Source organism: Tepidibacillus infernus (assembly GCF_048898065.1).
GTDB classification, from domain to species: Bacteria; Bacillota; Bacilli; order Tepidibacillales; family Tepidibacillaceae; genus Tepidibacillus_B; species Tepidibacillus_B infernus.
In genome coordinates, this window is record NZ_JBLWFI010000002.1 from 123872 (window position 1) to 138545 (window position 14674).

General features: G+C 37.4%; 12 protein-coding genes and 1 pseudogene. 9 read left to right on the forward strand and 4 right to left on the reverse strand.

Going from position 1 to position 14674, the window contains the following annotated elements:
* Window positions 1-339: 339 nt before the first annotated feature.
* A complete protein-coding gene (locus TEPIDINF_RS13005) occupies window positions 340-480 on the forward strand; it encodes a DUF6429 family protein (protein WP_421692257.1) in 141 nt (46 codons plus the stop codon).
* Window positions 481-670: 190 nt separating this feature from the next.
* Here the strand turns inward: TEPIDINF_RS13005 and TEPIDINF_RS13010 are convergent, their stop codons facing one another.
* A complete protein-coding gene (locus TEPIDINF_RS13010) occupies window positions 671-2383 on the reverse strand; it encodes an IS1634 family transposase (protein WP_421692258.1) in 1713 nt (570 codons plus the stop codon).
* A 360-nt stretch (window positions 2384-2743) separates the two neighbouring features.
* On the opposite strand from TEPIDINF_RS13010, the gene licT reads away from it, so the two are divergent.
* From licT to TEPIDINF_RS13050, 8 genes and pseudogenes are all read left to right on the forward strand, one after another.
* Complete coding sequence (gene licT, locus TEPIDINF_RS13015; RefSeq protein WP_421692259.1) at window positions 2744-3574, forward strand: BglG family transcription antiterminator LicT; 831 nt, start codon at window positions 2744-2746, stop codon at window positions 3572-3574.
* 361 nt (window positions 3575-3935) lie between these two features.
* Complete coding sequence (locus TEPIDINF_RS13020; protein ID WP_421692260.1) at window positions 3936-5795, forward strand: beta-glucoside-specific PTS transporter subunit IIABC; 1860 nt, start codon at window positions 3936-3938, stop codon at window positions 5793-5795.
* A 61-nt stretch (window positions 5796-5856) separates the two neighbouring features.
* Window positions 5857-7293 (forward strand): glycoside hydrolase family 1 protein, encoded by a 1437-nt coding sequence (locus TEPIDINF_RS13025; protein ID WP_421692325.1) that lies wholly within the window; start codon window positions 5857-5859, stop codon window positions 7291-7293.
* 298 nt (window positions 7294-7591) lie between these two features.
* Window positions 7592-8848 carry an IS110 family RNA-guided transposase gene (locus TEPIDINF_RS13030; RefSeq protein ID WP_415802040.1) on the forward strand — a complete coding sequence of 419 codons (1257 nt, stop codon included), beginning with the start codon at window positions 7592-7594 and terminating at the stop codon, window positions 8846-8848.
* Window positions 8849-9042: 194 nt separating this feature from the next.
* Window positions 9043-9183 (forward strand): beta-propeller fold lactonase family protein, encoded by a 141-nt coding sequence (locus TEPIDINF_RS13035; protein WP_421692326.1) that lies wholly within the window; start codon window positions 9043-9045, stop codon window positions 9181-9183.
* 36 nt (window positions 9184-9219) lie between these two features.
* Complete coding sequence (locus TEPIDINF_RS13040; RefSeq protein WP_421692261.1) at window positions 9220-9780, forward strand: maltose acetyltransferase domain-containing protein; 561 nt, start codon at window positions 9220-9222, stop codon at window positions 9778-9780.
* A 177-nt stretch (window positions 9781-9957) separates the two neighbouring features.
* Window positions 9958-10251 (forward strand): annotated as a pseudogene (locus TEPIDINF_RS13045) (23S rRNA (uracil(1939)-C(5))-methyltransferase RlmD); the annotation flags it as partial.
* A gap of 225 nt (window positions 10252-10476) precedes the next feature.
* On the forward strand, window positions 10477-10779 hold the full coding sequence (locus TEPIDINF_RS13050) for a hypothetical protein (RefSeq protein ID WP_421692262.1): 303 nt from the start codon (window positions 10477-10479) through the stop codon (window positions 10777-10779).
* A gap of 290 nt (window positions 10780-11069) precedes the next feature.
* On the opposite strand, the gene TEPIDINF_RS13055 is transcribed toward TEPIDINF_RS13050, so the two are convergent.
* The 3 genes from TEPIDINF_RS13055 to sigI all read right to left on the reverse strand — a co-directional run bounded on the left by TEPIDINF_RS13055 (window position 11070) and on the right by sigI (window position 14554).
* Window positions 11070-12245: a stalk domain-containing protein gene (locus TEPIDINF_RS13055; RefSeq protein WP_421692263.1), complete on the reverse strand. Its 1176-nt coding sequence runs from the start codon at window positions 12243-12245 to the stop codon at window positions 11070-11072.
* A gap of 336 nt (window positions 12246-12581) precedes the next feature.
* Window positions 12582-13808, reverse strand: coding sequence for an anti-sigma factor domain-containing protein (locus TEPIDINF_RS13060; protein ID WP_421692264.1), 1227 nt, complete (start codon window positions 13806-13808; stop codon window positions 12582-12584).
* On the reverse strand, window positions 13805-14554 hold the full coding sequence (gene sigI / locus TEPIDINF_RS13065) for an RNA polymerase sigma factor SigI (RefSeq protein ID WP_421692265.1): 750 nt from the start codon (window positions 14552-14554) through the stop codon (window positions 13805-13807). The genes TEPIDINF_RS13060 and sigI overlap by 4 nt, the downstream gene beginning before the upstream one ends.
* Between the last annotated feature and the right edge of the window lie 120 nt (window positions 14555-14674).

The following is a 14674-nucleotide window of genomic DNA, read 5'->3' on the forward strand; positions in this document are numbered from 1 at the left end:
ATATCTGGATAGCTTCCGTATTCTTTTTGCGTATCATTCTGGGAAAATAGAGAATGACGAAGATAAGCGGATATATTATGAGTGCCTGCAAAAATATGATGAAACTAAGGATCTAAACCCTTTGTATGAGTTTTTCAAGTATGAAACGGAAAAAACATGGGAAAAGGCGTTGGAACTTGCCAATGGCATAAATCAGGAGCGCAAAGGCTTGTCAGAATTAGAGGATAAACTTTTTTAGGGGTGAAGCGTGTTGGAGAAGAAAATAAAGGAACTTACCCTTTTGCTTATGTATCTTACTTCATGGAACGAAGATATAGGACTCGGTGAAGTTACAAGCACATGGAAAGATATCCCTTTGATACAATTAACGAATTAACAGATGAAGGCTTGATTTATGGAAGTCATCGTTCAAAGTCAGTGTCTTTTACTGATGAAGGAATCAAGGCAGCAGAAGAATTAGTAAGGAAATATTTGAAATAATCTATTTACCCAATTAAAATGTAATTGATATAATAAAGTAAAATGGGGAAAATTTATGAAAGCGTTGACACTGTCTAAAAGTGAAGGTATACTCTCATCTTTGACAGTTAAAAACTATAAAAAGCTTGAAACCCCTGTATTTGCAATGGGTTCAAGCTTTTTTTGTATTCTAAAAAAGTGAGTAATTTTTTTATTTTTTAGTCGTGCTCAAAATTTTTTTCATCTGTGTCTTTTTGATAATCTCGTAATCTGTTCGAAAGCCAAAAGTCTCATGCAGCGTATCTGTAAAATCAGTTCTTGTGTAGGTTGGTATATATCCCTCGCCCTTGATCTCATAGAAATTCATGTCTCTCAATCCGTTGACGATTTCACTGCATGTAAATTTATCTCCTAGTTTCTTTTCCAATAATCGATAAATGATGAGTGACATAAAACAGGTTGTAAAATGTGCTTTAATTCTATCCTCGCGACTTAAGTACACAGGTCGGGCTTTAAACTCGCTTTTCATGATCCGGAAACATTCTTCAATCTCCCAGCGTCGCTGGTTAATCCGTATGATTTCCTGAGCACTACCTTCGAGGTTCGTACAAACGGCATAAAATCCGTCATAGGCTTCTTCGGCAACGATGGTTTCGTTATTTAATTCATAGAGTTCATTGTCCGCTATTTCGCCATCAGAAGTACAGCTGGTTTTCTTAATAAAACGTTTATAGTCGTTCTGATTGCTTTTGGAAATTTTAGTTGGGTTCGAATCGAGTAATTTCTGAGCACGTTCGATTTGTGAATTACGAATTTGTCGTTGATAGTTTTTGTACTTAATGGAATAAGTGACAATCAGTTTTTGTTCTAGGCCGTTTTCTTTAATCCAGCGTTCTTTAAAGAAGTATTTGTCTTTATAAATTTCCTCGTCAAGCTGGGTGATATCATAAGTTTTATCATGATCTACAAGGCGCCAGCCTTTTGAATCAAGAGCCCATTCTTTTAGATGCTTTTTTAGCTTTTTAATCGATTGGGTTGTGATAAATGCGCGTTCGCCTTCGTTGTTGAACCTTCTGTTCTTTTCAGAAGCCAGACCGGCATCTGTACAGACAACAAATTTGGAAAGTTTGAAATCAGAAAGTATTTTTTTCTCTAAGGGTTTAAGCGTAATCTGTTCATTTGTGTTGCCGTTATTGAGACTAAAAGCAAGAGGAATGCCATCTCCGTCCATGAACAGCTCCATTTGGATGATCGGGTTCGGTCGATGTTCTTTTGAAGCGCCATACTGTTTAAGGCCATCTTCTTGTTCAATTTCAAAGAAATAATTGGTACAGTCATAATAGAGAATACCCGTGTTTCTCTTTGAAATTTTGAGACTGTTTCTATAAAGAGAAGACTGAATGAAGTCCATTTCTTTGGAAATGACTTCAAGCGCTCTGTACACATGCTGCAATTCAAAGTCAGTTTGTTCAATGAACTTTGAGGAATGCTTATAGGTAGCGAGTTTGGAAGAAGGAAAAAGGATCCGTCCGTAAAGGAGCCGTGAGAAGATAGCATTCAGGTCAAAAGAGAACTTATATTTTTTTGATATCTCAGCGGAACCCTTGTGAAGATTAAGTTCGTGATAGATTTGCTGGAAAAAAAGATAACCGCCATTGAAGAAGTGTTGTTGATCTTTGGAAATCACTTTGGATGGCGAGTATTTAACGATGACTTCTCGCGATTGCTCTTTCTCTTTTTTGTTAAGCTCTTCTATGTATGATTTAGCCCATTCAATAGGGTCGCGCCCATTTAGTTTTTGCTGTAATTCAGCAAGCGTTCCTAACTTTTCAACAACTTTTGTGGAACGCTTACCGTTTTCGTAAACAGATTGTATAACATAAAGTGAAGTAGCATTTTTAGATTTGGATATACTAAGTCGCATAACCACAACCCCTTCCAATCCCTTATATTATAACACATTACCCAAAATTACGCACTAGAAATTGAAAAAAATTTGACATTTTTTCAATAAAAAAACCCTGTTTTCAAGGCTTGCAGAGATTTTTATATAAAAGCAAGTGTCAAAGACCCGTGTCTAAAAGTGAAGGTATACTGAAATCAAATTAATAAATATTATTTAGGGTTGTTACTGGTACGCAGGCAAAACCTAAGTCACTAAATTTTTTAAGATCAAAACTGATCTTATTTATTTTGTTATGACTTAGGTTATTTTTATTCAAAAAGATTTTTTTCATAAATTTATTTAATCGTTTGCAATCAGTAAAGAGAGGAGGGAAATCCTATGAAAATAGCAAAAGTTATTAACAATAATGTTGTAAGCGTTATTCAAAATGGCGAAGAATTAGTTATTATGGGAAGAGGAATTGCTTTTCAGAAAAAACCTGGTGAAGAAGTGGAAAAAGAGAAGATTCAAAAAATCTTTGCTTTAAAGAATAAACAAACATCGGATAACTTTAAAATGCTGATTCGTGAAGTACCTATTGAGCTAATGGTTGTAGTCGAAGAAATTATTCAATATGCCAAAAACATATTAGAAAAAAATTTAAACGAGAACATTTATGTTTCTTTAACTGACCATATTAATTTCGCAATGGAACGGCATCAAAAAGGAGCACAGATAAAAAATTCATTATTATGGGAAATTAAGCATCTCTATAAAGAAGAATTTTTAATAGGATTAAAAGCATTAGAACAAATAAATGAAAAGTTTAATATTTCTTTACCTGAAGATGAAGCAGGTTTCATCGCTATTCATATCATTACTGCAGAAATGAATGAAGATGTTACAAATACGATGAATATTACTAAATTCATTCAACAAATCATTAATATCGTCAAGTATCATTTTAAAGTGGAATTCGATGAAGATTCTTTAAACTATTATCGATTTATTACCCATTTAAAGTTTTTCGCCCAAAGGGTTTTTAAAGGAACCCATTATGAAAACGATGATGATTATTTATATATTATGATTAAACAAAAGCACAAAGAAGCAGCAAGATGTACTGAAAAGATTAAGGATTATATTAAAAAAGAATATAACCATGATCTAACGAATGAAGAAATGTTATATTTAACGATTCATATTGAACGGGTAGTCAATAGAAATTAATCTTTCGAATGAAAGCGTTGACATAATCATTTATGCATGATAATATCAGAATATAAATTGAATACCCTAATTTTTTAGGATTGTTACTGGTCAAGCAGGCAAAACCTAAATTGTGATCCTCAATAGAGGTGTGCAATTTAGGTTTTTTTATTTAACATTTCTTCTAGAGGCCTTCTGATCCGGACGGCAAGGCTTATAGAGTAACAACTTGAAAGGTGTAGTCATTTTTTAAAACTTAATAAATGAAATTCAGGGTTGTTACTGGTCAAGCAGGCAAAACCTGAGAAGGATAATAAGGCTTTTTGTGCCTACATCTTTTTCAGGTTATTTTTTAAGCATACTAAAAGGAGGTCACTTTAAAATGGACTATAAAAAAACAGCCAAAGAAATTCTTGAGTTAGTTGGAGGAGAGTCAAACGTTCAGAACGTGATTCATTGCATAACAAGATTACGTTTTAACTTAAAAAATAATAGTTTAGTTGACAGGGAAAATCTTGAAAAAATTCCGGGGGTAATGGGAATAAATGTGAGCGGGGATCAATTCCAGGTTATTATCGGAAATGATGTTCCAAAAGTTTATCATGCACTTTTAGAAAACAGCTCGCTCAAAATAGAGAGTGGCCAGAAATCAAGAAAAAGCAAAAATGCTCTTAGCGCTATTTTTGATGTCATTTCTGGTACGTTTACACCGATCCTTCCGGCAATCGCTGGAGCAGGTATGATTAAAGGGTTGCTGGCTATCGCAATCTCAATTGGGTGGCTATCGGATAAGAGCCAGGTTTATACGATCTTAAATGCGATTGGAGACGGAGCCTTTTACTTCCTGCCTATTTTACTTGCAGTAAGCGCAGCAAGAAAATTTGGAAGTAACGTGTACGTTGCGGCAACAATCGGTGCTGCACTCTTACATCCATCGTTGACCGCATTGCTAGGTTCTGGTGAAAAGATAGAATTTTTAGGTCTTCCTGTAATCGCTGTTACCTACTCATCGACGGTCATTCCGATTCTTTTGGCGGTTTGGGTTTCGTCTTATGTTGAGAAGTGGATTGATCGAATCATACCGAGCATGTTCAAGTTGATTCTTGTTCCGACGTTTACATTGCTCATCGTTGTACCAGCAACATTGATTGCAATTGGACCACTTGGTTCAATTATTGGTAATTGGTTATCCTTAGGTGTAGGTGGACTTTTTGATTATGCAGGTATTGTAGCAGGATTGATTTTGGGGGGGACATGGTCACTTATCATTATAACAGGGATGCATTACGCGTTTTTGCCCATTGTAATGAACAATTTAACAACAAAAGGGTACGACGTGATTCTTCCATCCATGTTTTCAGCGAATATGGGTCAAGCGGGAGCCGCCTTTGCTGTTGCCCTCCGTTCAAAAAACAAATCGTTTAAATCTCTTGCTATGACAACAAGTTTAACAGCACTTATGGGGATTACGGAACCTGCGATGTATGGTGTAAATATGCGTTTGAAAAAGCCATTTATCGGTGCGCTGATTGGTGGTGCCGTAGGTGGAGCATATTATAGTGCAGTAGGAGTGAAATATTTTATCCTTGGTGGTAACGTGGGATTACCTGGTATAGCATCTTTCATCGGTGATACATTTCTATTGGCTTTATTGGGTCTACCGATTGCTTTTGTCGCAGCTGCATTGGCAACCTTCTTAATGGGATTCGAGGATATTAAAAGTGAAAATGAAAGCTATGACAATACGAACTTTACAACTGTAGCATCTACGAGCAAACCATTAGTTGTTGCAGCAGAACAAATATATAGTCCTTTAAAAGGAGAGGTTAAAGCCTTAAGTGAAGTAAAGGATAAGACTTTCTCCAGTGAAATCATAGGAAAAGGAATTGCCATTCAGCCTTCTGAAGGTATCGTCGTCTCACCTGTAACGGGTAGAGTCACAACTGTCTTTACTACCAAACATGCAATCGGTATTACAAGTGAAAACGGGGCCGAAGTACTCATTCATGTGGGACTGGATACAGTAAAACTGGATGGAAGACATTTTATCGCGTATGTAAAAGATGGTGATTTTGTAAATGTTGGGGATACCCTTGTCACTTTTGACATGGAAGCGATCAAAGCAGAAGGCTATGATTTAATCACCCCTGTCATTATTACGAATCCAGGAAATTACAAGGAAATCAAACTTATTAAAGAAGGAAGAGTAAACAGTGGGGAAATTGTTTTAGCACTACAATAACATCAATGGGAGGACTTTCCTCTCATAAATTATATTTTGTTTGAGGTGAAAAGATATGACGATGAATCAAAAAAGGTTCCCTGAAGGATTTCTATGGGGTGGAGCGACAGCCGCCAACCAGATTGAAGGCGCCTTTCAAGAAGAGAGTAAAGGCTTGAGTATTGCGGATGTCCTTCCAGGAGGAAAAGTAAGGCTTAACGTTCTTTCAGAGCCAGGTTTTAACTTTGAAATTGATCCTGATAAAGTTTATCCAAACCATGAAGGGATCGATTTCTACCATCGATACAAAGAAGATATTGCATTGTTTGCAGAAATGGGATTCAAAGCATTCAGAATGTCCATTGCATGGACAAGGATCTTCCCAAAAGGAGATGAACTTGAGCCAAACGATGAAGGTCTTGCATTTTATGACCGTGTATTTGATGAGCTTCACAAGTATGGGATTGAGCCAGTTGTAACGATTTCACATTATGAAATGCCTGTCCATTTGGTTAAAGAATATGGCGGTTGGCGAAACCGTAAAGTCGTCACTTTCTTTGAAAGGTATGTATATGCCATTTTCAAGCGTTATAAAGATAAAGTGAAATATTGGATGACATTTAATGAAATCAACAGCGGATTAATTATGCCGATTATGGGCTTAGGCTTCTCAATCCAAACCGAAGAGGATCGTTACAAGCCGACGTTTCAAGCTTTCCACCACCAATTTATAGCTAGTGCGATTGCAGTAAAAGCGTGTCATGAAATCATTCCCGATTCAAAAATTGGAAACATGATCCTTTTCGCACCCGTTTATTCTTACGATTCAAATCCTGAAAATGTTCTGTTTGCCCTCCACGAAGAACAACTTTTTAACTACTATTGTGCAGATGTACAGGTAAAAGGAGAATATCCGGCGTTTGTAAAAAACTATTTTAAAAGGCATGGAATTGAACTGGAAATTGAAGAGGGAGATCTCGAATTACTTAAAGTAGGAACCGTAGATTATATTGGTTTTAGCTATTATATGTCCCGCACAGAGAAGAAAGAAAAGACAGCTGAAGAAAAGGCCCAGGGGAACATTATGTCAGGTGTCAGAAATCCATTTTTAAAAGCCAGTGATTGGGGATGGGAAATTGACCCGATTGGCCTCCGCATTTCATTAAACAAACTTTATGACCGTTACGAGGTACCTCTATTTGTTGTTGAAAATGGTCTTGGCGCATATGATAGGGTTGAAGAAGATGGAAGTATTAAAGATGATTACCGTATCGATTACCTTCGTGAGCATATTAAAGCCATTCGTGAGGCAATTCATGAAGATGGTATTGACGTAATGGGATACACAAGTTGGGGCTGCATCGACCTAGTGAGTGCATCAACGGGAGAAATGTCAAAACGTTATGGTTACATCTATGTTGATAAGCATGATGATGGAAGTGGTACACTCGAACGTAAGAAAAAAGAATCTTTCTTCTGGTATAAAAACGTGATTGAAACGAATGGTGAAAGTCTTTAATAATAACCTCCATTCCGCCGCTAGCGCTGGCGGCACAAATAGTAATGAAAAATGGTGTGCGGCTTTCACCACTTTGCTATGATTAACTTAAGGAGAAGATATACTACAAAGCACGGCGAGGTGAGTCGTAGATTACTTCTCAGTTCAAAACAGTATAATAACCAGTGTAAGAATCATCTTTCAAGCACAAATAAGTGGTTCTATAAGACCGCACGCTAATCATTGTTTTAGCTCTTTGTTAAATGTGTGATGGTTCAGTCAATGTCTTCTTCCTCCAATTATGAAAGGAGGCTGTGCCATGAAAGTTGTTTATCCTATCTGTTGCGGTGTCGATGTGCATAAGACTTTTCTCGTCGCCACAATTATTACTTCACAGGGGATTACCCCTCATTATTCAAAAAAGAGATTTTCTACTTTTAACAATTCCATTCTTCAATTCAAGCAGTGGCTGATTGATAACAACTGCTATGATATGTGCATGGAATCGACCGGGAAATATTGGGTTCCTGTCTACAATCTTTTGGAAGATACCATCCGTATGACTGTTGCTAACCCCAAATGGGTGAAGGCTGTAAAAGGAAATAAGGATGATAAAAAAGATTCTAAGTGGATTGCTGACCTTTTCCGCCTTGGTTTAGTACCAGGAAGCTATATCCCTAATAAACCAGTCCGTATTCTTCGTGAATACACTCGCTACCGTTCTAAACTTGTTTCTTGTAGAAGCAGTGAAAAGAACCGTTTTCAAAACGCTTTCACAGTCTGTAATGTAGCCCTTGATGCTGTCGTTTCCGACATGTTTGGCAAATCTGCCACTTCCATCACGGACTATCTGATTTCCTCTGATACCTTTGACCCGGAATACTGTACTTCTCTTCTTCATAAATCTTTGAAAAAAAAAGCAGATAACGTGGTTGAATCTATTGAAGGATACCAAATGACTCAGGAACAAAAAGAACGTATGATCATGGTTCGTTCTCACCTCGACTTCGTAACCAATTCGATTGCTGAACTGGACGAAAAACTGGATAAGTTGGTCGAACCTTATGAAAGTGCCATTAACCTTTTATGTACCATTCCCGGAGTTAATAGAGCATCTGCAATCACCATTATCTCCGAGATTGGTACAGATATGTCTCAATTTGCCAACTCCAAGCGTTTGTGCTGCTGGGCGGGACTAACACCTGGCAATAATGAATCTGCTGGTAAGAAGAAATCTGTCCGTATTACACGTGCCGGTGTATACCTCAAACCTGCATTGGTACAAGTTGCCCATGCAGCCGTGAAATCGGATAAGTCTCCTTACTACAAAATCAAGTACGAACGCATTTCTAAAAGGAGAGGCAAAAAAAGAGCCATAATCGCTATTGCAAGGATGATACTCACCGCCATATACAATATGTTTGTTACTGGCGAAGTGTGGAATCCAAGCGACTTGTATAAAATTGATATGCCACAAGAAATGCAGGACAAGCAGAAAGAGAAAGCTATTAATCAGGCAATAAAACTCCTAATTGCCCAAGGTATAATAAAGGCTTCTGACATTTCTGTAGCTTAAAACCAAAGCTTGATTTTTTTTAGGTCTTTAAAGACCTTAGTTTGCTGCGCCCTTTTTTACCAAATTTAAGCTTATTTTTCACGCTAACTGACCTACCTAAATTCAGGTAGGTCAGTTATAATAATCAAGGCAGTGCCATACACATCTCGTCTGATGGCCGTTTTATTTATGCTGGTAATTGAGGACATAATAGCATTGCAGTATTTAGCATTGATCAAGAATCAAGTAATCTTGTTTTATTCCAAAGAAATGTCGAAACTGGGAAGCTAAGCTTATTGCAGTCGGATATCACAGTTCCACAACCTGTTTGTGTGAAATTCATGATATCCAATTAACTATTCATTATAATAAAAAGGAGAGCTTTACATAAAATGAAAACTGAAAAAGAAAAAATGTTAAATGGTGAACTTTACAATCCAGCTGACCCAGAATTACTAAAAGAAAGATTAAACGCTCGAAGATTAACAAGATTATTCAATCAAACACTAGAAACGGAGGGTGACAAGAGAACTGAACTTTTAAAAGAACTGTTTGGTTCAACTGGGAAAAGTTTATTCATAGAACCAACGTTTCGATGTGATTATGGCTACAACATACATGTTGGTGAGAATTTCTTTGCTAACTTTGATTGTGTTTTTTTGGATGTTTGTGAAATTCGAATAGGCGATAACTGTTTTATTGCACCAGGAGTACATATATACACAGCGACTCATCCATTAAATGCGAATGAAAGAATTTCGGGTGTAGAATACGGAAAACCGGTAAATATCGGCCATAATGTCTGGATTGGAGGGAAAGCTATTATAAACCCTGGGGTTAATATAGGTAATAATGTCGTTATCGCTTCAGGTGCGGTCGTAACAAAAGATGTACCAGATAATGTTGTAGTAGGTGGAAACCCAGCGAAAATAATTAAACAAATTAACTCATAAGAAGAATATCAAAAAAATGATTAAATGGAGTGAAGGAATTGGCTACCTTTACCGTGTGGTGGATGCTCATTACAGCATTTGGCGTATAAAGGTCAATTAGAGGCAAAACGGGAATTGGTTAAGGAAGTAATTGAAAAATATACGAATCTTCAAGATGTAGAGATTCGGTTGACGATTGGAAAAGCGGAAGAATTATTACCAAAGTGGGTGAAAAATGGATTTCAAATTGAGTTATTAATTGTTGACCCACCAAGAACAGGTTTAGATCCAAAATTGCTTAAGACGATTATTCAAGTAAAACCTAAACGTTTTATCTATGTTTCTTATAATCCTTCTACCTTAGGAAAAGATTTATCTATTCTGTTAAAGGAAGGGTATAAAGTGAAATATATTCAACCAGTCGACATGTTCCCGCAGACGGCTCATGTGGATAATTCGCAAAGAAAACAGCTTAAAAACCACTATATATAGCAGTTACGCTTGATATAAAACGCAATATATACGATTTTGAAACTGAAAAAACAGAGCTGTTTTTTACCCTAAAATGATGATAAACCACTAATAAAAAACTAAGATTTTTTTAAAAAATGCTCAGCTAAAGTTGATGTTTTATAATATTGTTAGTGAGCATTCGTTTGAGTATGCGAATTAAAATTGAGGTGGTTAAGTGAAAACATATATAGAGGTAAGTGCAGAATGAAACGCTGGGAAAAAGTTTTAGCAATTTGCTTATTAATAATTGCCTTGTTTATAATTTTTGGATATGTAGCAATCTATTCTATTTTTAATTCTTATTCATCGCCATTTGATAGGTTAAGTCAGAGGGATTTCCAAAACTTTGCTAATATAGGGGAGCAACTGTTTCTTCTTTATGATGAGGGTTACATAACTGTCGGCGAAATAATAGATTGTTACGATTACGAAGAAAGACCGGAGGTGAAAGAGGCACTATCAAAATATAAGAGTAAAATAGTGACTGTATATTTTGTTGATAAATGAGAACACAGGATTTGACAAAGGAACCTTGCAATATACTAAATTAATTCCAAATGTTTATCACTTTGATGCAGGATTATAGTGGATAAAATAAGCATAATTTTTAGATAACGTAGGTCGCATTATTTATAAACAGCGAATAACGAATAAGGAATTCCTTATTACAAATTAGCGGCAGCATTTTAGAAATAAGATGCCGCTGCTTTTTTTATGTGCGCCCGCCATGGGCGAACATAAAATACGGGAAATCTATTTACTAGATTTCCCGTAGAGGTAGAGCATAATCATTTGAATTATTCAGATATCACAATCATTTGACTTTCCGCTTTCCAATCAACCTTGGCACCAAATGCTTCACTTACGAAGCGTAGTGGAAGAACTGTTCGACCATTTACAATCTTGGCAGGAACATCAATCGTAATTTCCTGTCCGTTGACAATGGCCACGTTGCTATCAATAGTCAATAAGACCGTTTCATTCCCACGTTCAATAGATACCTGTCTTTTTACCCCATCCCAACCTACATTCGCTTCAAGAGATTCTGTGATAGCACGGATAGGAACCAGGGTTCTCCCGTTCTCAATAAACGGCTTTACATCAAATACAGGAGTAACACCATCAACAAATGTTTTAATGCCAGGAGTTTTGGCCTCTGCAAAAACTTGATTTAACTTATTAAATACATTTTCATCCCTTGGGTTTAATGCAGCTACAATGGTAAGGTGGCCGATGGCTTCATTGTAATTCCCTGAAGCGGCCAATTCTTCACCAAGTTTTGTCCGTGTATAAACACTGTTCGGGTTATTTTCTAACGCCTGTTTTAGATTAGCAACAGCTTCATCTGATTTACCTTGTTGCTCAGCAATTTCTGCCCGAAGGAGGAAAGTAAGATAACTTTCTGGTGCTTTGTTAGCCAGTTCGGTCATAACCTGAACAGCATTTTCTTGATCACCATCTGCCAAGTATATTAAGGCTAATTCAACATATAAACTTTCATTTTCCGGATTGGCCTGCAGTGATTTCTGGACTTTGGCAATTTGAGACTTGTGGTTTTCACTTTGTCCTATGTTAAACAGGTCACTTTCACGTTGTTGATCTTGCAGAAAGGTTTTTATATCAATCTTAGAAAGAAAGTCCGTCTTCACGGATTGAGAAAGGTTGGTGACTTCGTCCAGATCTGAATCAAAGGAGAAACTGCTGAAATTGGAAGTATACTCTCCCATACCATCACCAAAGCGAGTCTCAGACGAACCGGTACCTGTGTCGGTGCCCGTTTCTGAGGTGTTACTGATCCCGGTGCCGGTACCTGATTCTGTAACAGGCGAACCGGTCTCGGTGCCCGTACCTGATTCCGTAACAGACGAACCGGTACCTGTGTCGGTGCCCGTACCTGTCTCAGCAAACGCAGAAGTAAACGGGGTGAGCGCTAATACCGATACAAGAGATAAAGCGACAATTTTTTCTTTCATGAATAAAACCTCCATTTTTTATTGTTTTGATTGAAGTTTAGAACAAACTTAACTATTTTACTTTTCAAACCATTGCCATTCTAGTGCTTTACACACCTCCCTTTTTCCCACAAGCCAAGGTTATGTATAAAAGGGGCAGGGATTGCACTCCAGTTATCTCATAGACCTTCGGCAACGGTAACCACCATCGTTCTATTGAACATTAGGTTTTCCGTTTTACCTATCCCGTGTTTCACGGATTTCGTGGTTTATTTTCCAAGTTTTTATGTTTCTACTTCCATATACGTTGAACATCCACAAGAACTGGGGGTAGATTCGTCATTTGTTGACAATTTTTTACCACCCTCCCGCCCCACTGCTAGACCCATTCCAATCAGAATTTGGTTCGGTTGTCTGGCTGTTATTGGTTGTTGACTCAGAGGTCGGGCTTGATTGTGTCGTCGTTGTTTCTTCATTTTGTGTGGATGTTGAATTAGTCGGATCCTGAGAACTCTGTTTCATTGGCTCACTCCAGGAACTTTCTTCCGATGATTCAGGTGATCCAGAAGTTGTTTCGCTAGTTGTTCCACTTGGATTACTTGGGTAAGTATCCTCATTCGATTTGTCAGTTGGCAGCTGATTATTATATTTGGACTGAAATCCGTCATTTTCTGTCTCTTTTTTTTGGTCGGACGGGGGTGTTTCATCCGTAACTTTTCCTTCTTGTTTTGACCTTTGATAATAGTCTGTTTCTCCGTTCGATTGTTCCGGTCGAATCTGTTTGCTTTGTGATTCTGTTTGGGGCAAAGGTAAAGCAGGTTGTGGTGGTATGATTCCAATGGGACTAAAAAACTTCTCAACACTTGTTCCGGCTTTATCAAGAATGCTTTCTACCGAATGAGACTCAAATTTCTCAAAAGATAGACGGTATCCTTTCTTTTTTGCTTCATGAATGAGTAGCCATTTGTTTAGGGAAAGCCCCTCTTGCTTGGATTCTTTGTATTCCGATTCGTTGGTTACGTCCACCTTCAGATACCCGTTGATACTTTTCGATTGAAAGGTTTTTGCGATTAAAGACTCTACGGAACGCGGGCTGATTTCAGACGCTTTATCCTGTACCTTTATGATGGAGACCATTATCAGATTTTTTTTCTCTTTCGAGATATAGCCCAAGTCAATCGATTTTTTAATTAATTGAGGAATGGCCTCGTTTAATGTCAGTTTTTTCAGTTGAAGATCATGGAGTAAATGCACTGCGTCTTGGTTTAAAGGTTCTGTACGAATAATTTGTGCTGCGGAGTCCAAATACAATTCAAAGCTGGGATTAATATCAATCGCCACCACGTAGTAGGTTTTGGCTTGAAGATGATTCCATAGGATTGAACCTAACAAAAAAATAAAAAACGCAGCAGCCACTGATACCCAAAAGGAAATTCTTTTTTTTCTTTGAAGCGGAACAACAACATATTCACCAACCCCGGGAATCTCCTTTGGCAATGGAAGGTTACGAAATTTCCCATCGTCACACATGACGACCATATGTTGGTCGGTCACCCTCATCACTATTCCTTTCGTTTCAATCATTTCCTTCCCCCCTTTTGTAAATTTGGGAATGCAATCGAAGATTTAAGATGAGGAAGGTCTTCTGACAGGAGTATCAGAATGAGGGCAATGAGATATTTTCTTCCCCGCTCCAAAGTTTTTCGACTAACCCCCGAGAAATCAAGCATCTGCTTAAGTGGAAGTTGCTTCGTTTTTTGGAGATATTCTACCAGATGAGGATAATTGACAAAATCATATGCTATTTGCACAAGATTCGCTCTTGCGTCCGCACGGTTTGGAGAAACGTAGTCCAGTTCATCTAGGTCAATCCCATATTCCTCCAATCGAGAAGTATAAATCTGGATTTCTTCCCATCGTTCTTTGACCAGCTGCTGTTGATTATAGTTCTCCCAAGCCATCTGAATTTCAATAGGATTAACGTCATAATCTTCTCCATTTGTATGTTTGGGGACAACGTCGTCTAAACTAGCTGCCACTTGTTGCCGGCTTTCTTTTCGAAAGTGGTCGATAAGCCGAGATTTAATAAGGACTTGGGCATAGGCGTAAAAGTTATCATTTTGTGATTTTTGATATCTGTTAATAGCTTCATTAAATGCTATAAGACTCACACTCATTTCATCATCATTCCATGTAACTCTCTGTTTACAAATTTTCGAGGTTACCATTTCAATATAGTTTTTACTTTTTTCAATTAAAATTTGTCTACTGTGGTCGTCCCCTTGCTGGGCTTGTTTGACCAATTGACTGAGAAATGGATCCTTTAGCATTTTATGACATCCTTTCTCTATTTACTTATTTCATACGAATAAATATCGTGATAACTGTCCGTCTTGAATTATACATTATGAGAGAGAAAACGAATTACATAAATCTTCCATGGGTATTTA

What these genes read in the sequence shown, in the direction of transcription:
- TEPIDINF_RS13010 (WP_421692258.1), bottom strand. Translation starts at nt 2,383, where the DNA reads ATGCGACTTAGTATATCCAAATCTAAAAATGCTACTTCACTTTATGTT.
- TEPIDINF_RS13040 (WP_421692261.1), top strand. Translation starts at nt 9,220, where the DNA reads ATGAAAACTGAAAAAGAAAAAATGTTAAATGGTGAACTTTACAATCCA.
- TEPIDINF_RS13060 (WP_421692264.1), bottom strand. Translation starts at nt 13,808, where the DNA reads ATGATTGAAACGAAAGGAATAGTGATGAGGGTGACCGACCAACATATG.
- TEPIDINF_RS13055 (WP_421692263.1), bottom strand. Translation starts at nt 12,245, where the DNA reads ATGAAAGAAAAAATTGTCGCTTTATCTCTTGTATCGGTATTAGCGCTC.
- TEPIDINF_RS13025 (WP_421692325.1), top strand. Translation starts at nt 5,857, where the DNA reads ATGAATCAAAAAAGGTTCCCTGAAGGATTTCTATGGGGTGGAGCGACA.
- sigI (WP_421692265.1), bottom strand. Translation starts at nt 14,554, where the DNA reads ATGCTAAAGGATCCATTTCTCAGTCAATTGGTCAAACAAGCCCAGCAA.
- TEPIDINF_RS13030 (WP_415802040.1), top strand. Translation starts at nt 7,592, where the DNA reads ATGAAAGTTGTTTATCCTATCTGTTGCGGTGTCGATGTGCATAAGACT.
- TEPIDINF_RS13050 (WP_421692262.1), top strand. Translation starts at nt 10,477, where the DNA reads ATGAAACGCTGGGAAAAAGTTTTAGCAATTTGCTTATTAATAATTGCC.
- TEPIDINF_RS13020 (WP_421692260.1), top strand. Translation starts at nt 3,936, where the DNA reads ATGGACTATAAAAAAACAGCCAAAGAAATTCTTGAGTTAGTTGGAGGA.
- TEPIDINF_RS13005 (WP_421692257.1), top strand. Translation starts at nt 340, where the DNA reads ATGGAAAGATATCCCTTTGATACAATTAACGAATTAACAGATGAAGGC.
- licT (WP_421692259.1), top strand. Translation starts at nt 2,744, where the DNA reads ATGAAAATAGCAAAAGTTATTAACAATAATGTTGTAAGCGTTATTCAA.